At 47.7% G+C, this 21,119-nt stretch carries 16 protein-coding genes; 13 read left to right on the top strand and 3 right to left on the bottom strand.

Annotation, left to right across the window (positions count from 1 at the left end; genetic code table 11):
• Positions 1–33: 33 nt before the first annotated feature.
• The 6 genes from BS614_RS23610 (at position 34) to glsA (ending at position 6,972) form a co-directional block, all read left to right on the top strand.
• Positions 34–321 carry a stage VI sporulation protein F gene (locus BS614_RS23610; RefSeq protein WP_036614589.1) on the top strand — a complete coding sequence of 96 codons (288 nt, stop codon included), beginning with the start codon at positions 34–36 and terminating at the stop codon, positions 319–321.
• A gap of 944 nt (positions 322–1,265) precedes the next feature.
• Entirely contained in the window at positions 1,266–2,918 is a 1,653-nt protein-coding gene (locus tag BS614_RS23600; RefSeq protein ID WP_074096974.1) for a sensor histidine kinase, read from the top strand.
• A gap of 10 nt (positions 2,919–2,928) precedes the next feature.
• The gene (locus BS614_RS23595) at positions 2,929–3,729 is read left to right on the top strand and encodes a LytR/AlgR family response regulator transcription factor (protein ID WP_074095755.1); all 801 of its coding nucleotides are present in this window, start codon (positions 2,929–2,931) and stop codon (positions 3,727–3,729) included.
• 180 nt (positions 3,730–3,909) lie between these two features.
• On the top strand, positions 3,910–5,145 hold the full coding sequence (locus BS614_RS23590; RefSeq protein WP_074096973.1) for an L-lactate MFS transporter: 1,236 nt from the start codon (positions 3,910–3,912) through the stop codon (positions 5,143–5,145).
• Positions 5,146–5,405: 260 nt separating this feature from the next.
• Positions 5,406–5,888 (top strand): GNAT family N-acetyltransferase, encoded by a 483-nt coding sequence (locus BS614_RS23585; RefSeq protein WP_074095754.1) that lies wholly within the window; start codon positions 5,406–5,408, stop codon positions 5,886–5,888.
• A gap of 142 nt (positions 5,889–6,030) precedes the next feature.
• The gene (glsA, locus tag BS614_RS23580; RefSeq protein ID WP_036614565.1) at positions 6,031–6,972 is read left to right on the top strand and encodes a glutaminase A; all 942 of its coding nucleotides are present in this window, start codon (positions 6,031–6,033) and stop codon (positions 6,970–6,972) included.
• Between the two features lie 215 nt (positions 6,973–7,187).
• Here the strand turns inward: glsA and BS614_RS23575 are convergent, their stop codons facing one another.
• Together BS614_RS23575 and BS614_RS23570 are read right to left on the bottom strand one after the other, a co-directional pair.
• The gene (locus tag BS614_RS23575) at positions 7,188–7,529 is read right to left on the bottom strand and encodes a YolD-like family protein (protein WP_074095753.1); all 342 of its coding nucleotides are present in this window, start codon (positions 7,527–7,529) and stop codon (positions 7,188–7,190) included.
• Complete coding sequence (locus BS614_RS23570) at positions 7,526–8,770, bottom strand: DNA polymerase IV (protein ID WP_017687476.1); 1,245 nt, start codon at positions 8,768–8,770, stop codon at positions 7,526–7,528. The genes BS614_RS23575 and BS614_RS23570 overlap by 4 nt, the downstream gene beginning before the upstream one ends.
• Positions 8,771–9,627: 857 nt before the next feature.
• On the opposite strand from BS614_RS23570, the gene BS614_RS23565 reads away from it, so the two are divergent.
• The 6 genes from BS614_RS23565 (at position 9,628) to BS614_RS23540 (ending at position 18,040) form a co-directional block, all read left to right on the top strand.
• Positions 9,628–11,847 (top strand): hypothetical protein, encoded by a 2,220-nt coding sequence (locus tag BS614_RS23565; protein WP_074095752.1) that lies wholly within the window; start codon positions 9,628–9,630, stop codon positions 11,845–11,847.
• 26 nt (positions 11,848–11,873) lie between these two features.
• The gene (locus BS614_RS23560) at positions 11,874–13,082 is read left to right on the top strand and encodes a HEAT repeat domain-containing protein (RefSeq protein WP_074095751.1); all 1,209 of its coding nucleotides are present in this window, start codon (positions 11,874–11,876) and stop codon (positions 13,080–13,082) included.
• A 22-nt stretch (positions 13,083–13,104) separates the two neighbouring features.
• Positions 13,105–14,505: a glycosyltransferase family 2 protein gene (locus BS614_RS23555; RefSeq protein WP_210436946.1), complete on the top strand. Its 1,401-nt coding sequence runs from the start codon at positions 13,105–13,107 to the stop codon at positions 14,503–14,505.
• Positions 14,506–14,781: 276 nt separating this feature from the next.
• On the top strand, positions 14,782–15,585 hold the full coding sequence (locus BS614_RS23550) for a response regulator transcription factor (RefSeq protein WP_074095750.1): 804 nt from the start codon (positions 14,782–14,784) through the stop codon (positions 15,583–15,585).
• A 155-nt stretch (positions 15,586–15,740) separates the two neighbouring features.
• Positions 15,741–17,108, top strand: coding sequence for a nucleotide sugar dehydrogenase (locus BS614_RS23545; protein WP_047843665.1), 1,368 nt, complete (start codon positions 15,741–15,743; stop codon positions 17,106–17,108).
• An 8-nt stretch (positions 17,109–17,116) separates the two neighbouring features.
• Positions 17,117–18,040: a hypothetical protein gene (locus BS614_RS23540; protein ID WP_074095749.1), complete on the top strand. Its 924-nt coding sequence runs from the start codon at positions 17,117–17,119 to the stop codon at positions 18,038–18,040.
• A 257-nt stretch (positions 18,041–18,297) separates the two neighbouring features.
• On the opposite strand, the gene BS614_RS23535 is transcribed toward BS614_RS23540, so the two are convergent.
• Positions 18,298–19,170: a helix-turn-helix transcriptional regulator gene (locus BS614_RS23535; RefSeq protein ID WP_084174708.1), complete on the bottom strand. Its 873-nt coding sequence runs from the start codon at positions 19,168–19,170 to the stop codon at positions 18,298–18,300.
• Positions 19,171–19,854: 684 nt separating this feature from the next.
• Here BS614_RS23535 and BS614_RS23530 point away from each other — a divergent pair.
• Positions 19,855–21,039 (top strand): LLM class flavin-dependent oxidoreductase, encoded by a 1,185-nt coding sequence (locus BS614_RS23530; protein ID WP_074096970.1) that lies wholly within the window; start codon positions 19,855–19,857, stop codon positions 21,037–21,039.
• The last annotated feature ends 80 nt before the right edge of the window (positions 21,040–21,119 follow it).

Below are 21,119 nucleotides of genomic sequence, written 5' to 3'. Positions count from 1 at the left end.
GTGAGTTCATTCTTTTGGGAGGTGCTATACGTTTTGGGTTATCAACAATATGGAATTAGTCCGCAGCTGGTGGAGCGGATCAAATTAAAGATGAAAAATCCCGCTGTCAAAGAGCGTATCAAAAAGTTGATTGATGGCGTGACCAAGTCTGATCTGCAAGATAAGGCCAAGGTCAGAAGGTTGGTCAAGTCTTCCGCTGTCATTATGAATGAGAATTTCTCTCCGGCGCAGGAGGAGCAGTTTGTTGCGTTTGTACTCGCGCAGAAGATTGATCCGAACAATACGTTTCATTTGATTAAGCTGTGGGGGATGTTTAGGTAGGGATTCTATGTAATGTTGGGTGGGGTAAAATGAACTACAGGGTGTTACACGTGACCACTCCGAGTGCAGTACCATCTTCCGATCGCTGTTATCCCCGGATTTTTTTGATTCCCTTTTCTAAAGGGTAAAATCCGGGGATAAAGGCGCACGCTTCGCTTCTTCAGATTGGTTCTGCACTCTCCGTTGTTGTGTAGCTGGAGTTCATTTTATAAAAACCAAATTACATCGAATGATTGTTTGGTAATTAAGAAGGGGTGTTCCATTAGTCATGTATGACATGATGGAACACCCTTTTTTGTGGTGAAGGCATGCTATAGAGAATTTAGTGGGGCTTTAAATTGTGTTTATATGTATTTTTATCTTTTGGTACTCTTGCTTTTATCTTGAAAAGAGCTGATGAATATTAAGGTTATGAGTAGAACTACAATTATAGTGCTGTTATAAGGATCTTCTTTTAGAATGTAGTCCTGTACAATTAAAATTAGGATTGAAATAAATAAAATAATTTGTAGGACAAGCTTTGTTGATCGTTCAGGATCCTTGGATCGTCTGGCGACACAATAAATGGTGAGCCATAGAAGAATAAAAAACAGAAGCAAACCTAAAAGTAGAATGGCAAGCATGTATGAACACCTTTCTGTATTAATTTCATTGAATAATTGGAATAACATGACAACTGATTATAACATAGGTTTTTCTGGAGTCGGACATTTTCATGGAAGTTAAAGGATGAACTATCATATGCATACTTGGTGTAGTCCTGTAGAATTTTTTTCACAGGATGGACTTTGCTTTCCTCTGGGGGGAGCGGTAAACTGTTTCATACGAACGTACTAGCCTTATGGATTAATGTCCTTGAAGTTATGTCAAAAAGGCGTGGCTGTGTCGGTATGCATTTTATTTTTCAAACAGATGTGGAGGAAGTACGATTGGAGATGTTTACGATGCTGCTGGGTTTATTTGAACGGGCGGCGCTGTTGATTATATTTTTATTCTTTCTGTCGAGGGTGCCAAGGTTTAGGCAGATTCTGCAAAAGGGGAAATTAAGGTGGCAGGAGTCTATTGCGGTTACCTTGTTATTCTGTGCTTTTGCCATTTTCGGGACATATACGGGCATTAATGTTGAAGGTTCACTGGTGAATGTACGGATCATCGCCGTGTTATCGGGTGGTATTTTGTTCGGAGCGCCTGTGGGTATTATTACGGGTATTGTTTCAGGGGTACATCGGTATTTGATTGATATGGATGGAGTCACAGCTATACCGTGTCTGATCACAAGTATCCTGGCGGGTCTGGTCTCCGTATATATACATAAGTACACGCCCAAGCCCAAGCGATGGATTATCGGTATTGGTGCTGGAATGATCTGTGAAGCACTCACGATGTTATTGATTCTGTTATTTTCCTATCCCGATCCACTGGGTGCCGACATTGTTTCGAAGATTGCGCTGCCTATGATTCTGGGTGAAGTCAACATTGGGCTAATTGTGCTCTTGGTGCAGAGTGTTGAAGGGGAAAAGGAAATGATTGCGGCTCGTCAGGCGAAGCTAGCACTGGAGATTGCAAACAAAACCTTGCCGTATTTCCGTTCGATTGATGAGGATTCTCTGCGCAAAATTTGCCGGATTATTCAGGAGGATATTCAGGCCGATGCGGTTGCAATTACGGATACCCGGAATGTACTGGCTTATGTAGGATTTGGTGAGGAACGATATCATATCGGTAATGAAATTATAAGTGAGATGACCAAGAAGACGATATCCAGCGGGGAGATTACGATCAGTAATGATGTGATTGATGAAAAAACACCCGATATCCACTCGCTGTTAATCATTCCGCTCAAAGAACGAGGAGACATTACAGGTGCGCTCAAAATCTATTATCGCAAAGCGTACAAAATTACGTATCCTTTGCAAACGATGGCTGTAGGTTTATCGCAGATCATCTCAACTCAGATGGAAGTATCGCGGGTAGAAGAGATCAAGGCTGCTGCCAACAAAGCAGAGCTGCGTGCGCTACAGACAACCATTCATCCTCATTTTCTGTTTAATGCGTTAAATGCGATTGCTTCATCCATCCGAACCAAACCGGATCGAGCGCGGGAGTTGATTGTGAATCTATCCGGGTACATGCGTTATAATCTGGAGCTGTCGGATGAGTTAATTGATATTCATAAGGAACTGGAGCAGGTCCGTAATTATGTGGAGATTGAGAAAGCTCGCTTTGGCAGCCGACTTAACGTGATCTATGAGATTGATGAGGTCGCGGTGCATATTCCGAGCCTTGTCATCCAGCCGCTCGTGGAAAATGCAATTATTCATGGCATTCTCAAGGTCAAAGGACCCGGGACTGTTCGAATACGGGTACAGGATTATCCGGAGTTTGTGCGAATCAGTGTCAGTGATACAGGAGCAGGCATCAGTGCAGATATTATTGAACGTGTCTACCACGACCGTATGCCTGGTAACCAGATCGGGCTATATAATGTGCATCGCCGGGTCAAGCTTATCTACGGACAAGGTGTAACCATTACTAGGCTGGAACAAGGAACCGATATTTTATTTGATGTGCCCAAAGGAGATGTCGTAACAAGGTGATGATGGATCAATGAGAGCTCTTATTGTGGAAGATGAGATTCTGGCAAGTGAGGAATTGAATTATTTAATCCAGGAACATAGTCAGATTGAAGTGGTGGACCGCCTTGAAGATGGGCTGGATGTACTGAAGTTTTTGCAGGAACAAGAAGTAGATGTTATTTTTCTCGATATCAATATTCCCTCGCTGGACGGTATGATGCTGGCCCATCATATTGGGAAGTTTGCAACGAAACCCTACATTGTATTTACTACGGCGTATAAGGAACATGCAGCGGAAGCCTTTGAGTTGGAGGCGTTTGATTATATTCTGAAGCCGTATGACGAGAAACGAATTGCTGCAATGCTCCATAAGCTGGAACTTGCATTCAAACGTGATCATGCGCCGGTGGAGCAACATGTTGAGGATGTACCAGCCCCTACGGCGGATGGATCTGCTGCGTATGGTGAACTGGTACGAGAACGAGATACGAATTCCCATACGGACAGAAGAATTAATCTGCTGCGGAATGACAATATTATTGTTACGGATACGGCAGATATCTACTATGCGGAAGCACAAGAGAAAGTGACGAAGGTATATACCAAAAATGGGGAGTTCACCATGCCAGTGAGCATATCGGATTTTCACAGCCGACTGCCACAGGATACGTTCTTTCGCTGCCACCGTTCGTACGTCGTAAATCTGTCGCAAATCCGTGAAATTGTACCTTGGTTTAACAATACGTATCTGCTCCGTCTGCGCGATCTGGAGGCTGAAGTACCTGTAAGTCGCGGTAAGGTCAAAGAATTCAGGCAACTCATGCGCATCTAGAAGCATTTCATTCCGCATCTGATGCAACTCATGCTCAAAACGGTGTAATGAATCCCCTTTCATGTATGATTAGCTTGTGAACGCATTCATGTATATGACATCGGCAAAGGGGAGATCACGATGAAAGCAACCATTTCATCCGTTTCATCAACACCTGAATCAACATCTGCACCTACAAAAATGAACCGCTGGCTTATTGTGTTGGGGACCATCATTGTACAAATGGGTCTTGGAACCATCTATACTTGGAGTTTATTTAATCAACCGTTGTCTGATCGTTTCGGATGGGACGTCAGCTCGGTCGCGATAACTTTTTCAATTACCAGTTTTGCTTTGGCATTTGCCACATTGTTTGCAGGCCGGTTGCAGGAACGTTGGGGTCTTCAGCGCCTGATCCGTGTAGCCGGGGTTGTGCTTGGGCTGGGTCTTATTCTGAGTTCCCAAGTCACCTCGTTAACACTGCTGTACATTTTGGCTGGATTTGTCGTTGGTTTTGCAGATGGTACGGCGTACATTACGTCGCTGTCTAATCTGATCAAATGGTTCCCGGAGCGCAAAGGTCTGATCTCGGGGATCTCAGTCGGCGCCTTTGGTACCGGTAGTTTATTGTTCAAATATGTGAACTCGGCATTGATTGGTGCCGTTGGTCCTGCTCAGGCATTTATGTACTGGGGCATTATCGTTCTGGTTCTGGTCGTTGCGGGATCATTCCTGATCCGCGAAGCGGTTGTTCGTGAACAGGCTCCGGCAAGCAAGGAAGGATCCAAACAAGTCGTAGCACGTCATGACTATACGGTGAAAGAGATGCTGCGTACAAAAGAAGCGTATATGCTGTTTGTTATTTTTTTCACGGCGTGTATGAGTGGCCTGTATCTGATCGGTATTGTCAAAGATATCGGTGTACAGCTTGCAGGTCTTGATGTAGCTACCGCTGCGAATGCAGTGGCCATGGTTGCGATCTTTAACACGGCAGGACGTATTATTCTCGGTGCGCTGTCGGATAAAGTAGGACGAATGAAAGTCATCGCTGGTGCATTGCTGGTTACAGCCGTAGCTGTCATGACACTTAGTCTGGTTCCACTGACCTTCGGGATCTTCTTTGCCTGTGTGGCGGCCGTTGCATTCTGCTTTGGCGGTAACATTACGGTATTCCCGGCGATTGTGGCTGATTACTTCGGACTGAAAAATCAGAGCAAAAACTATGGTGTGATCTATCAGGGATTTGGATTTGGTGCTTTGGCTGGATCATTCATCAGCGCCCTGCTGGGCGGATTCCATCTAACCTTCATCGTGATTGCTGTACTCTGCGCTGTCTCGCTGTTGCTCGCACTGATCATTACCCCTCCAGGTGAAGGTCGTCGTGCACGTCAACGTGAGAAACAGATGAACCTTAACCCTTCATCACGGGCAAGCTAACAACATGCACTGGAAGTACGGAACAGAGAATATTTCTTCATCTTAAAAAGCAAATTAAAAAACAAAGTAAACAAAGCGGTCTCCAGATGAGGCCGCTTTTTGGTATCTACAGTTGTCAGATTGCTGACTTGTTGGCCTAACGGATCATCTGGCTGCCTGCAAGCGTGTTGCCTTATGTGCATTCCATCATTCGCATCTGTTATACTCTAGGTGAATTCAACAAGACCAAGATAAGTTATGTACCCCAGAGGAGGCATATCATGAAGTTCATTAAATACACACAACCTGATTTTGATGATTATTATGCATTGGTTTCCAATATGGAAGTAATGAAACAGATTACAGAACGTGCAATACCTGAGCAAGAGGCGAGAACGCAATTTGAGACCATGCTGGAGTTTAATGAGCGTTCCACATGCGGACATTACCGGGTATTTAGTGAAGATGGTGCCGGTGTGGCGTATGCCAAATTGATTCCGGATCAGGAGGACCCGACCAAGGCTGAGATAGGTTACATGATCCTGCCTGAACATTGGGGCAAAGGTCAAGGCACATCTATAGCGTCACGGTTGATTATTCAGGCACAAGCCGCAGGGATTGGATCCCTCTATGCAGTTATCGATCCGGGTAACGCTGCTTCCCGCCGGATCTTGACCAGACAGAACTTTGTATCCACCTGGACAGGCGATTACGATGGTCTTCCCGGCGAGATTTTGGAGTTAAATCTTCAAATGAAGCGGTAAAGAGACTATTCTGAGGGTAATCAGATAATATAGGGCATCTTGCATGATGTAGATGGAGCTCATTATCATCATGGTACATGGGTTCACCATGCACATTTCATGCAAGATGCTTGCTTATATAGAGATGTGGAGGAGATGACATATGTCCAATTCAACCATGGAACGTCTGAATGCATTACTGCCGGAGTGGCTGGAGACCAGTCGTTTGCACACCGGGCAGGGTAAGGTGGCTTCGTATATCCCGGAGCTTGTCAAAGCCTCTCAGGATGAGCTCGGTATACATATCATGGACGCCGAAGGAAACTATGTGTCGGCAGGGGATTGCGGTGTCCCATTTACGATGCAAAGTATCTCCAAAGTATTTACCCTTATTCTGGCCCTGATGGATCATGGGGAAGAAGCGGTTTTCTTTAATGTAGGAAAAGAACCGACAGGCGACGATTACGATTCGATGATCAAGCTTGAACTAGTCGAACCCGGTATTCCATTTAATCCATTGATTAATGCGGGTGCGATTACGGTGTCCTCGCTTGTTGGAGGAGACTGTAAGGAAGAGAAATCACGTCGCATTCTGGAGTTTTTCCGCAAACTGGCGAATAATGATCAGTTGGGTTATAACGAAGAGGTATTCCAGTCCGAATCGGAGAGCGGTCATATGAATCGTTCACTTGGCTACTTTTTGAAGCACAACGGGGTCATTAAGGATGACGTTGAAGACGTGCTTGCCGTGTATTTCCGTCATTGCTCCATTGAAGTGACGTGTGCAGATCTGTCTCGAATGTCACTCGTTCTGGCCTATAATGGAACAGATCCAATTACGGGAGAAGAACTCATCCCTCGTCGCTATGTTCAGATTGCCAAAACCTTCATGACCACCTGTGGTATGTATAATGCATCAGGCGAATTTGCAATCGAGGTTGGTTTGCCCGCCAAAAGTGGAGTATCCGGAGGGATCTTGACCCTTGTACCGGGACAATTCGGCATAGGTCTTGTTGGCCCGGCTCTGAATCGCAAAGGCAACAGTATTGCCGGCGTGCATCTGCTGGAGCGTCTGTCCAAGGAATTTGACTGGAGCTTTTTCTAAGAAGTTTTTCAGAAAAAGAAGCTTTACCCTTATATGTAGCCGATGAATCACATATCTGATATTTTGCTTCTTTAGAACGAAGTGAATGGTCTGGATATGTCTCGTCGGCTGCTTTTGGTATTCACCTGGAAGTGTAGGAAGACAGTCCTGCATGGCAACGGCTATGCTGCATCTATCATGGAATATCCACAACATCGGGGTGGGTACATCTCCCTTCAGTCATCGGCTAGGGCCACATCTGTAATGAGGTTCATCTGAATATCCCGGGACCCATCTTCCATCAGCAGTCTGAGGGTACGGGCCGGACGGTCCAGTCGAAGCACTTGCCCCGTGTAACGGATATCATCATGTTCGTGAAACAACGTAATAGTGACCCTATCTCCAAGCATCATCGAGTTGCTGAGCAAACGGGACATTTCTTCCGCGGCCTGGGCATCCAGAGATGGGCGGGTACGAGGAGCAAGTTGTTCCTGATGAAGAATGTAGGCTTCCCGGTGTTCGGGGAGCATCATGCGTGAGGATTCGAAGATACCATTTTGCTGCAATTTTTTACTCATTTATAATGACCTCCAATTTTATGAGAACGTTCATGGGCTTGCGCGGACGAGCAGAGGGAGGATGCCCGCATGATGGCGGTATCTCCGTACCTGCGCTTGATATCATCTGTCGCACGTTCCAGTTCTCTTTTGCGTTCGCGGTCATCAAACCAGGACAGCTGCACTTCGGAATCGGGTACAAGTCCGGTCAATGACACGCTGATGCGGCGGATGGGTAATCCGTCCCAATGACGCAGGAACAGAGCTGCCGCCGCATCGTATACTTCATCCGTAATGTTGGTGGGTTCATTCACCTTCATTTGGCGGGAGAAACCGGTTGGCCGATCATAATCCTGTCCGCGACATCCAACCGAGACCACATGGCCCATGAGTGATTTGTCCCGGGAACGCCGACTGACGAGTTCCGCCAGTTCAAGCAGTACCACTTTGATATCTTCCCAGGAGTCATAGTCCCGGGGCAGCGTCATCTGATGTCCGATTCCCTGCTGCTGATGAGCATAGGTCCCGGGTTTGACCGGGGAATCGTCAATACCGCGGGCGATACGCCACAGTACCTCACCATTTACACCCCAACGTTCTCTCAGTCGGGACAATGGGGTCTGGGCCAGATCACCGATCGTATGCACGCCCATCTTGTAGAGATGTTGCGCCATGCGGGAACCAACCATGAACATGTCTCGCACAGGTTTTTCCCAGATCGTTGAAGGCAGATCTTTGCGAGGTAGCGTACAGATGCCTCCCGGGACTTTCTTGGCATACAGATCACAGGCCATCTTGCTAACGACCTTGGTATCACTGATGCCGATCCGAATGTACACACCCGTCTCATCCATCACCCTTGATTGAATGCTACGGGCAATCGTCTCGGGACTACCGAACAGATCCAGGCTTCCGGTGACATCGAGAAACTGTTCGTCAATACTATAGGGTTCCACCAGATCCGTGTAAGACTGAAGGATACGCGTAATATGAAGGGACACCCGAATGTATTCGGCCATCCGGGGGCGAACAACAACAACATCCGGACATTTGGCGAGCGCTTCGCCCAGTCGTTCTGCTGTCGTAATTCCATAGGACTTGGCGAGTGGACAGGCCGCAAGAATAATACCCGAACGGCGCGCCGGATCTCCCGCGACTACGAGGGGGCGGTCCTTGTATTCGGGATGTGCAGACTTCTCCACACTGGCATAGAATGACTGGCAGTCTGCCAGCATGATGACACGTCTGTCTTGGCGAGGCATAAGACTTCTCTCCTTATTCGTGATGCTAAGCTATTATGTTAAGAAGCAATTATTTTCATTTGAACATCGATAATTAACAGTTTATTTACAGTATGGAACAAGTGTTCTTGTTTTATAAGCATATCCGACAATTCGAAATGCAGCAACCGGAATTATTTTGCAAATTGGACACAATTATGGATTAGCTATATTAGAGGCAGAAATTAGGAAATAAGATGTGCTTTTTTACATTTAATGTGAGAGATCTGTGACCTCTGGGTGATGACCGGGCGTTCATTTAGGTTTTTGTAAAAGGTTTATAAATGGGTACAGTCCTATAGAGGGGGACTGACGTCCTTTTTTGGTTTTCTGCATTTTTCAGAAAACCTTGATGTGACGCGGAATATCGCTGATGCGTTATCGGACTATAGTATCAATTTTGTAATCTTTATGGTTAATACTGTAAAAAGGTCCGCAACTTTAAATAATGACTCGCGTTTAATGGGGTATGTGTTCAAACGGCAAACGTTGCCTGTACCCGCGTTGCACATAACAATATAGGTTCCAGAATTGCAAGATCAGCAGGGCACCAATACCATGCGATTCCAGCAGATATTAGTGTTCGGGAATCAGACGTATCTCAGAGGCTTCCCGGTGCTAGTTGATGGCTCTTTTTACGAATTATGGGCAGAATGTTCCATTTCATGTTTGCTTCCATCAGCCTAGTTACAAATGCAGAGTCTTAGCGCTATAGTGAGAACTACACCGCTGACATCTCTACCAAGCGGACATCCGAAGCGGAAAGATTCGTAAACTTCATGTTGGACCATTCGATGTTGAAGCAGGATGCATATTAGAGAGGTGAGCAATCTAAAGACATGAGCAGACAAAGACGAAGACGCTGGTTATTAACGGTGTTGACAGGAGCAGTGGTGGTAACCGGTGGGATATTTGCCGGATGGCACTATATGCAACCCAAGCTCGTTACGTACACAGCGGAGAACGGCACGGAGATGAAATTCAAGACCGATGGAGACCGGTTCATGGAATACGGGCCAGATGGAACGTGGAGGGAGATGTTCGTCAAAGGTGTCAACCTGGGCGCAACTTCACCGGGGCATTACCCGGGAGAATTCCCGCTGACCAAAGAGGATTACTTGCGGTGGTTCCAGCAGATCGAGGATCTGGGAGCCAATGTAATCCGGGTATACACGGTTCACGAACCGATTTTCTACTCCGCATTGGTCGAATATAACCGCGGCCGGGAGCAACCGTTATATTTTATACAGGGCATATGGTCACCTGAAGAAGAGTTGATTGAGAAACAGGATGCCTATGCGGCCCATATTGAGCAGACGTTCAAGCAGGAGATTGAAAAGGCCGTATCTGCTGTCTATGGTGATGCGGACATTCCTGCCAAGCAGGGAGAGTCCAGCGGCAAATACAAAACGAATGCAGGAAAATACCTGATGGCCTGGCATGTGGGGACGGAATGGGACCCGGCAATGGTAGACAACACAAATGCAAAACATGCGGACGTGCCGCAGTATAAGGGAGTTCATTTCTCGGCGAGTCCAGAAGCGTCACCGTTCGAGAACTGGCTGGCAGAGCTGCTGGATCATACGGCGGTCCTGGAGAAGAAGTATGGGTGGGAACATCCGATGACTTTCACCAACTGGGTAACGACCGATGTGCTGGATCATCCCGGCGAGCCGCTGTATGAAGAGGATCTCGTCAGTGTGGATGCCCGACATATTCAGCCGGAGGCGTGGCAGGGAGGTTATTTTGCAGCCTACCATGTGTACCCGTATTACCCGGATCTGTTCCATATCGATAAAACGCTCCAAACCATCAAGGATGAGAACGGTGAGTACAACACGTACAAAAGTTATCTGCGCAAGCTGAAAGCCGAGTTTTCCGATATGCCTGTAATGATTACAGAGTATGGCGTACCCTCTTCTCTTGGTATTTCCCATCTGGGTATGGGAGGACGGAATCAGGGTGGACATAACGAAGTAGAGCAGGGAGATATCGACGCGTCACTGACGCAGGATATCTATGATGAAGGATACTCGGGAGCAATTGTGTTCATGTGGCAGGATGAATGGTTCAAAAAAACATGGAACACGATGCCACTGGAAATCCCGGCTGATCGCCGTGCATATTGGCTGAACGTACTGACAAACGAGAAGATGTTTGGTCTGCTTGCCATGGACCCCGGTAAACAGGAACAGTTGACTATCGACGGATCACTGGATGACTGGGATGATCTGAAGGATGAAGAGGTCACGACCTGGCAGGGCCAAGTGGACGGCATTCAGGAAATGAAGATGACTCATGATGAAGCCTATCTGTATATTGGGCTGACCTTGGATCAACCGTTTGACCCGGAGAAGACAGTGCTGCGAATTGGCACAGATACACTTGCTGGAGGCAGTCAACCTGATAAGTTACTCCCGGGCCGGACACTCAGTGATGGTCTTGAGACAGTAATTACACTGGGACAGGATGAAGAATCACAGGTGGAGATTGCCAAGGATTATGACTTTAATCAGCGCCTGTACGGCAAAGAAGGATACGACATGCTGCCAGATCAAGCCTCCGCAGTTTTGTTCCACCCATGGAATCTGGCAGTCAGCCTGAGGATGACACCGCCGGATACCCGATCTGCTCAACCGTTCATGAATGAAAAGGTCGGAACATTGAAGCGAGGAACGACGGCTCCCGGCCAACCTGATACGGATTCATTAACGGCATGGCAGTATAACGGCAATCAGGTGGAAATGCGAATTCCCTGGATGTTACTCGGGTTCGGTGATCCGAGTTCGCTGCAAGCGATCGACTATGGACCGCTCAAGAACGGACGTGAGTTCTCTACAGTTGCTGTGGAAGGCGTTGCCCTCATTCCGTGGTTAACGGACCGCGCCACGAAGAAAGTATCTTGGCCTGGGGGTGAACAGACGACCCTGGACCTGAAGACTTTGCCGGTATATAGCTGGCAACCTTGGGAGCAGGTGCAGTATAGTGAACGGCTGAAGCTAAGCTACGAAAAAATGAAGAAGAGTTACGAAAAAATTCCTAGTTTTCAGATCGAATAAATGAGTATAAAGGAGGACCTTTTCACATGTTTCCAAGTTTGGCTTTGGCCTATCTGTTTTTGTACATCTGTATCGCACTTGTTGTTGTAGGCGTCATCGTATTGTTTGCCATGAAAATGTCCCACAATGGCAAACGACGCAAGACGGCGTTTTATGAATTGAAGCAGCGTGACTACTTCACCTATCTGCAAACAGCCTTGACCGAGAATAGTCCACTCAAATTGCCACCAGGCAAACTGGCTCCGCTGGAACGCAGAGTCATTCAGGACAGAATGATTGAATGGATCGACCAGTTCAAGGGTGAGTATCGCGACAAATTAATTGCACTGTGCCGTGAAGCAGGATTCGTAGAGCATGATCTGAAGGAACTGGGCCGTCTGCGGTACGGTCGCCAGATTGATGCTGCTTATCGCTTGGGTGGCATGCGTTGTTCCGAAGCCGTTCCGGGTTTGATGGAGTTGCTGAAGGATGAGAAACCGGGCCCGATGGCCATTATGATTGGTCGGTCCATCTCCAGATGTACGACTCGGCAAGGTGAACTGAAAGACATGCTGGCGTTGCTGTTAACCAAAGGTAAGTCCATTCACCATCTGGCGGCAGATATTTTGCTCGAAACGAGTCTGGATACGAGCAGAATTCTAATTGAATTGCTGGAAGACCGAAATCCTGATTTTGTTAAAGTCGGACTGGTTGCCATGTGGGGACAGGCTGTACCTGAAGTGATGCCTGCACTCGACAGACTGGTAGGCGCAGAACATCAGGATGTACGTGCCGAGGCGGTGAAGCTGTATCTTAGCGCAAGTCCGGCACTCCGGGATGAGACAATCCTGAAGCTAATCCAGGACCCCGATCCGGAAGTTCGCGCCGAAGTGGTACAAGCGCTTGGTTACAAGCATGCATCTGGTAGCATTCCATTGCTGCGCAAAGCGCTTCGGGATGAAGACTGGAGAGTTCGATATAACAGTGCGGAGAGTCTGAGCAAGCTCGGTGAACCGGGATTCGAAGCGCTGTGTCAGGCTGCTGTGCAAGGTACAGTTGCTGAGCGCGAGATTGCGATGCAGCAGATTGAGAGTACCATGCAGCACACGAGAACCGATGACAGAGCTGTAGAGCAGATGATTGCACATAACAAAAAAAGACTGCTGTACGATCGCTATTTTGGCCCTGTACGAGAGAACAGAACCAGCAAGAAGCGCACAGGTGTCGCTACGGTAGGAGGGGATTACACTGCTTAGGGATCTACTATTAATCTACGGCATGGTCGCAATCTACTATGTTGTTTTTGTAAATACGCTCTACTTTTCCATTTTGGCCTTATCGTTCCGTAACATCTGGACGATCTTCCGGCGGTCGCATTATTCCAAATACAATACATTGTCAGGCTCGGAACTGGTGCCTTCCGTTTCTCTGCTGGTACCGGCATACAACGAGGAACTGACGATTATTGAAAATGTGAACTGCCTGATGACGCTGAATTATCCAACGTATGAAGTCATTGTGGTGAATGATGGCTCCAGTGATGCCACGCTGAATATCCTGTTGGAGGAATATCGGCTGAAGCCAGTACCCAATACGAAGATTCGGGGCAAGATCGCCTGTCAGAAAATTCGTGGGATCTATCATAACCCGGAGTTCCCGGATCTGTATGTCATTGACAAGGAAAACGGCGGTAAGGCCGATTCCCTCAATGCCGGGATCAACCTGTCCCATTATCCGTTGATCTCTTCCATCGATGCCGATTCGTTGCTGGAGAAGGATGCCCTGATCCGCATGGCACGCATGTATATGGAGAATCCGGAAGAGACGGTAGCTATCGGTGGAGATGTAAGAATCGCCAATGGCTGCAAAATTGAAAATGGGGCAGTGCAAGATGTATCACTGCCACGCAAAATCTGGCCCATGTTCCAGTCGATTGAATATCTCAAAGCCTTCCTGGGCGGACGGATTGGCTGGAGTCACATGAACGGTCTGATCATTGTCTCTGGTGCCTTCGGCATGTTCCGTAAGGACGCTGTTATCGCCGTAGGTGGATACCGGGATGGTTATCCTGGGGAAGACATGAACATCATCATTAAACTTCACCGTTATATGCTGGAAAACAAATTGAAGTACCGCGTTGCCTTCTGTCCTGAGGCTGTATGCTGGACGCAGGCACCGGATTCATACCGGATCTTGTCCAGTCAGCGCAAGCGCTGGGGCCGTGGGAACCTGAAGAACATGATCGAGAATCGTGGCATGTTGTTCAATCCAAAATATAAGGTTATGGGTATGGTGACCATGCCATATAACGTCCTTTTTGAAGCGCTGAACCCGTATTTCCGGATTACCGGACTTCTGGCTCTCACTGGATATGTGCTTCTGGATATGACGCAATGGCCGATTCTGGTTCTGTTCGGACTGCTGAACTTTGTGAGTGGTTATCTGCTGAGTGTAGGCGCACTTGTCCTGGAGGAGATTGCTTTCAAACGTTACAACAAGCTCTCCGATCTGGTCAAAATGCTGGTCTACTCCGCGTTGAAATTCGTGGGTTACCACCAGCTCGGCGTACTGTGGAGATTGCAGGGACATGTGCAGTTCATGCAAAACAACAACTCATGGGGTACCATGACACGCCAAAGCTGGTCCGAGGATGAGAAGAAAACAAGCGAAGCCGCTTGATTAAAGAATAATCAAAGCAATTATATGTCCAACTAGACATTTACACGATAACGGAGAGGGCAGAAAAAGCCTGAAGAAGCGAAGCGTGCACCTAAAAGCTTTCTGAAAGAAAGCTGCATCGAAAGCATACGCTTATCTCCGGATTTCCCCTTGTATAAAGGAATCAAAAAATCTGGGGATAACAGTGATCGAAAGGCTGTTCTGTCATCGGAGTGTCAGTGTAAATAATATTTTTTGGACTTATATAGATAATCGAGGAGAAGGGTGGAAAAGAACATGCCAAATACGGCGACATTGCAGCGTGAGGCTGCCGTTAATGTGTACCGAAGTGTAGAACAGGGATTGAAGGAAACGGGTGCCGAAACATGCGGCTTAATGTTCATCCATTGTGCAGGAAACTCTCAACCTGAGCAGCAGGTCAGGACACATCTGGAGCAAACGAGTGAGTCTGCCTTCCAGGTGTGGAAGGATGGGGCCACCCAGGCGATTGCCGTCCTGCTGCCAGGGTTGTCACTGGATGAAGTTCACTATGAAGGGCTTCGGATCAAACATGAGCTGCAAGAGACTCTGCCCGGTGCCGATCCACAGATTACACTGGCCAGTTTCCCGGAAGGGGAGCGCCCTTCGAAGGCAACTATTCAGCATATGGCTGAGTCCTCGAAGCTCGTAGATTCGTCGGAGATTCATATCTACACGCTGGACAATACGGCGGACGAGCCGGAACGCATTTTGATTGTGGACAACGATCCTACGGTACGCGAATTCCTGCAATTGCGGTTGAAGATGCAGGGATACGAAACCTATGAAGCCGTCGATGGACTGGCTGCACTGGAGTTGATCGAGAAAGTCACACCTGACCTGGTGCTCACCGAACTGAATCTGTATGGCATCGATGGTCTGCCCTTCATCCATCATATTCAGAACCTGGAGATGGAGCAGCCACCCAAAATTGTCGTGTTGACCGAACAACGTGTCGAGCAGACGATTAGTCAATGCTTCCGCAGCGGCGTGGATGATTACATGACCAAACCGTTCTCACCTGTAGAGCTGGATGCACGAATCAGACGTTGCCTGCACTAGAAGACAGCTTGGAACAACTGATTGTGTGAAGTGCAAAGTAAGAGCTTTTTTTTACACTATGAATCAGATAGATTAGAGCAACATTTAGAGCACAGACACTCATCTATTTATATGGATTTTAAGCACCACCAAATACACTGCCCGGAGGGAATATCATGGAGAATCAACAATTCCACACATTACTGAATGCGATTGAAAATAAAGAAGCTGTACTCGGCGTCGTCGGGCTCGGTTACGTAGGACTTCCACTTGCCGTGGAAATGGTCAATCAAGGTTTCACGGTAATCGGAATTGATCTGGATGCGTCCAAAGTAGAAAGTATCTATCAAGGAGATTCCTATATTCACGATATTTCGTCCGATGAGTTGAAAAAAGTAATGCAAAGCGGTCGTTTCCAGCCAACGACAGATTACAGTATGCTGCGCGTGATCGACGCACTCAGTATCTGCGTACCGACACCGCTTAGTGAGAATCAGGACCCGGATACGTCTTACATCGAGACTGTTGTGGATCAGATCAAACTGCACATGAAACCAGGCATGCTGATTACGCTGGAGAGCACCACTTATCCAGGTACAACCGAAGAACTGATCCAGCAGCAGCTGGACAAAATCGGACAAGAAGCAGGTAAAGACTATTTCCTCTGCTTCTCGCCTGAGCGTGTGGACCCGTCGAACGGACGTTTCACAACATTTAATACTCCGAAAGTAATCGGGGGCACAACTGAAGCTTGCTTGAAGCTCGGAACAGCGCTATATGGAAAATATGTAGAAACCGTAGTACCGGTATCTTCACCAAAAGTGGCTGAGATGTCCAAACTGCTGGAGAACACATTCCGCAGTGTGAACATTGCCTTTGTAAATGAAATGGCGATGATGTGTGACCGCATGGGCATCGATATCTGGGAAGTTATTGACGCGGCGGCGACGAAACCATTTGGTTTCATGCCATTCTATCCAGGCCCAGGCATCGGTGGACACTGCATTCCGCTGGATCCGATGTACCTGTCATGGAAGGCCAAAGGCTTCCGTTTCTATAGCAAATTCATTGAGCTGGCGCAATCCACCAATGACAACATGCCATATTATGTATTGAACAAAACGTCAACAATTCTGAACGAATACGCTAAATCCGTACGTAAATCAAATATTCTGCTCCTTGGCATGTCGTACAAGCCGAATATTGCCGACCTGCGTGAATCACCAGGACTGGAAGTATATGAACTGTTCAAGGAAAGTGGAGCTAACGTTAGCTACTACGACCCACATGCGGATTCCTTCCAGGACAAACATGGCGAGACCGTTCACAGCGAAGTGTTCAATCTGGAGCAGTTCAAGAAGTACGATTGCATCGTGCTGATCACCAACCACAGCGATTTACCTTACTTTGATATTGCCGAGATGGGTGTGCCGATTCTGGATACACGTAATGCATTCCGTTCGTACACACATCCGCATATCTACAAGATTGGTCACTCGGTACAGCATCCTGTGCTTGAACCAAGTGAAGCGTTGCTCGTCTGAGGAAATATATGAGGCAACGGGGCAAGCTGGTGGGTATGGCGAAATGGGCCATTCTGGCTGTGGTGTTGTGCCTGCTGCTTCTGTCCTGGATGTTCAAATGGTTCCAGGCAGAGGAGCATAAAGCGACCTGGCTGTGGGACGCGTCCATTATTGCAGAACAAACGCCTGAGATTATTGCCTTTTCCAAAGAACAGGGCGTGGATACCATCTTCCTGCAAATCCAGGATGAGGTGCCTGACGCAACATACCGCAAATTCATTGCGGCTGCAGGGCAGGCTGAGATTGAAGTGCATGGACTTAACGGTCATGCAGACTGGGCCTATGAGGAGAAGCGGGATGAAGGAATTGCTTTTATCGAGCGAGTACGAGCATACAATGCAGCTTCGGCCAAGAATGAACGTTTCGAAGGCATTCAACTGGATGTAGAGCCGTATCAGCTGAAGCGCTGGGAGAACGAGGAGAGCAGCATCATTGCAGAGTGGCAGAACAACATGAAGGCCTGGACAAAAGCCGGCGAGGATGCCGGACTGTACATGAGCGCTGCCATTCCGTTCTGGCTTGATGCCCGTCAGTCGGCTGAAAGTGAGGGTACATTCAGTCGCTGGGTGATCTCCCACTTCGATGCGGTGGCCATTATGGCTTACCGGGACAGTGGACAGCAGATGTATGATCTGTCCAAGGAAGAACTGGACGAAGCGGATGATCTGGGCAAGAAAGTCTGGATCGGAGCGGAACTCGCGGATACACACGAGGGGGATCACCTGACCTTTTTCCGTAAACCGGTTAGCAATATGAATGAAGAGATGGCAAAGGTGTTTGATCTCGGTACCTCTCATTCTTCTTTTGCAGGTGTGGCTGTGCATCATTATGAAGCATGGTATGCCAAGGAGAACGGTATTCCGCTTGCGCGTAAGAATGAGGAGAAGGAATAGCGTTACGTCAATGTAAAAAGTTCCTGGTTTCGAGTACGTGCGTCAAGACTGTAGTATAGAAAGAAGGCAAGTCCCGGGTAGATGGGGCTTGCTTTTTTTGGTGGTGGATTAGTGCTGGATTTTGCAGCACCATGATGTACAGGATACGAATCTCAGGAGTCCATTGCAATTTGGTAAAGGAGACATCTTACCTAACCGTACACAATGCGTGGTGCATGAGGCATGGATTATAGTCTGGGGAGCGAAAGGTCGCTCCCTTACTCTTTCGTGCTCTCCGCTGTCCGATAGCGATTGGGCGGCAGACCGACTTGCTTTTTGAACGCCTTGGAGAAGGAGAACAAGTCCGGGTAACCTACGGAATGAGCCACTTCAGTTAAGCTTAGCGGCGTCTGCACGAGTAGACGTTTGGCTTGGGTCATTTTCAATTGCTGGATATATTGCACAGGGGACAGACCATAGGCTTTGCGGAACTGTTTGGCAAAATGGGTTCGATCCACACCCGCATGAGCAGACACACCTTCCACGGAGATGCCGCCTGCAAAATGAATGTCCATGTATTCCTTGCCTTTCTGAAGCCAAGGTGTGGCTGAATCCGGTTGCAATCCTTTGGTTGCCGGGGAACGGGCTATCCGGTCAAAGAGGTTTAGAAACCGGGTGAGTCGTCCCAGATCACTCGCTCCGTCCTGTGGTTGGCGAACATCCTCCATAAATGCGCGCATCGCACTTGCGGTCTCCGGTGTCAGTACACCTGAACGGTATGGTGAGTCGGGTGTAAGTCCGATCCGAGACAATAGTTCGGCTGCATGTGCGCCGTCAAAGGCAATAAATATTTTCTGCAACGTGTTCTCTGGATCAGTCCAGTACTCATGGGTAACATGTGGAAACAGACAGAATGCATCCCTGGAACGAAGGGCATGACGCTGTCCGTTCTGTATGAATGTACCTTCCCCCTCCAGCACAAATAGCAAATAATGATAAGGTGTGGTACGAGGGCCAATATGATAGTTGGTCTTGGCTATATTACGGCCGATGCGAATCGGCCAGGCGCCACCAGCTTTCTCGAATTCAGATGGAGTGAAGAAAATAATATCCAAAAACTCATGGTGGTCTTCCTTCATGCTCTCGGTCATCAGGAACACCTCTTTATTATATAAGTATCGTTTGTACATTCTAAAAGTTTCGCTTATAGATGTAGTTCAAAAAGTCCACTTTTGATTACGAATCATGCCTAGTGGCATCATCAACATCGAAGCTGAAATTCAGCCGAAATAAGCGGGAGGCTTACGAAGTATGTTTCCTTTGGAAACATTGTGGTTGCTCACGTAGTTTTCCTACGCTCCGCTACTCCATTTCTAGCTTCATTCCATCTTCTCGGTACTGAAAACCAGACTTTTTGAACACGTATTTAAACCTATTATACAGGTGGGTTTTATATATATTCAAGATCAGGAAGACCTAAATCTGAGAAAAGACCACAAAATGACAAAATAAAATTGCCGCGAAATGACATTGCTCACAGACAAATCAATTGATATGATGTCCATACCTATTAAACAAAGTTAATTAATCGGCATTTGATTCTGAATATGTCTAATAAATCAATTTAAAGAATGACACGACAACGGAGGGGACAGAAAGGACCTGAAGAAGCGAAGCGTGCGCCTTTGTCACCGGATTTCCCCATGAAAGGGGAATGAGAAGAAATCTGGGGACAAGAGTGCTCGAAAGGTTTTCTGTAACCGAGTGCTTGAGTGAAACATTTTTAGAGCAATTTATCATAGAAGGGATTGACTTTTGTGAGCGAACAGGAAGAAATGAAGTTTGGATGGTTTTTGCCTACAGCAGGGGATGGTAAGTATGTAGGGGTTGCCCCGGAGCGGGAGCCAAGTTTGGATTATCTGATCGATGTGGCACAGACGGCGGAGAAGGCAGGATTCGAATTTGTACTGATTCCGACAGGGGGAGCCTGTCTGGATGCATGGGTAGTTGGCTCGGCTGTGATGAGTCACACGAAGACATTGCGTCCCCTTGTCGCCATTCGCCCGGGATTGGTTACCCCCGTACTCGCTGCACGAATGGGAGCGGCACTGGATCAGCTATCGGGTGGTCGCGCCATGATCAATGTGGTGACAGGCAGTTCTGTTCGCGATCTGGAGGAACTCGGCGATCCACTGGCACATGCGCATGATGAACGGTATGTGCGGGCGAGCGAGTATATGGAAGTGATGAAGCGTTCATGGACCCAATCGACGGGCTTGAATCTGACGGAGTTTGCCGGAAATGGTTCAAAATCTGGTGCAGACGCACCCAGCGATCCCAATCCTGAATTCAACGGCCAGTATTACAATTTCAAAGGACCAGTAGGTATGCCGGAGACGGTGCAAAATCCACATCCACCATTCTATCTGGGAGGAAGTTCCCCGATTGCGAAGAAGGTCGCTGTTGAACATGCGGATACGTTCCTCATGTGGGGCGAGCCTCATGACTGGATTCAAGAGCAGATTGAAGAGATTGAGGTCATCCGTCAGCAGGTGAAAGAGGAAACGGGACAAGATCGTCAGCTCCGATACGGCATGCGTGCTCAGGTACTCATTCGGGATACCGAAGAAGAAGCATGGGCAGCAGCTTGGGAGATTATTAGCAAAGTACCACCAGAAGCGATCGAAAAAGCCAAAGCCGCTTTTGCCGAGACGGATGCAACCAACCAACGCAGACAGAACGAGCTACGGGAACTGTCCGAGAAGCAGCAGTTTGTCGTAGGTCCCAACCTGTGGACAGGCTTGTCCGTTGTGCGTTCCGGCGGTGCGATCCTTATTGTAGGTAAAGCCGAACAGGTTGCAGAACGTTTGATGGAATATGGAGATCTGGGCGTAACAACCTTCATTCTGTCCGGTTACCCGCATCTGGAAGAGGCAGAAATCTTCGGCTGGACCGTGATGCCGATCATTCGCGAGAAATGGAAAAAAAGACAGAAGCAGCATCAAGTTACTACCAATTAAGTAAGTTAACTTTTTTTTACACTTTAACGGAGAGGGTAGAACCGATCTGAAGAAGCGAAGCTAAAAGCTTTCTGAAAGAA

Origin of the sequence: Paenibacillus xylanexedens, from assembly GCF_001908275.1 — a bacterium.
Classification (GTDB): Bacteria; Bacillota; Bacilli; order Paenibacillales; family Paenibacillaceae; genus Paenibacillus; species Paenibacillus xylanexedens_A.
Note: the sequence above shows the minus strand (reverse complement) of the source record. Positions and strands in the feature narration are given on the sequence as shown.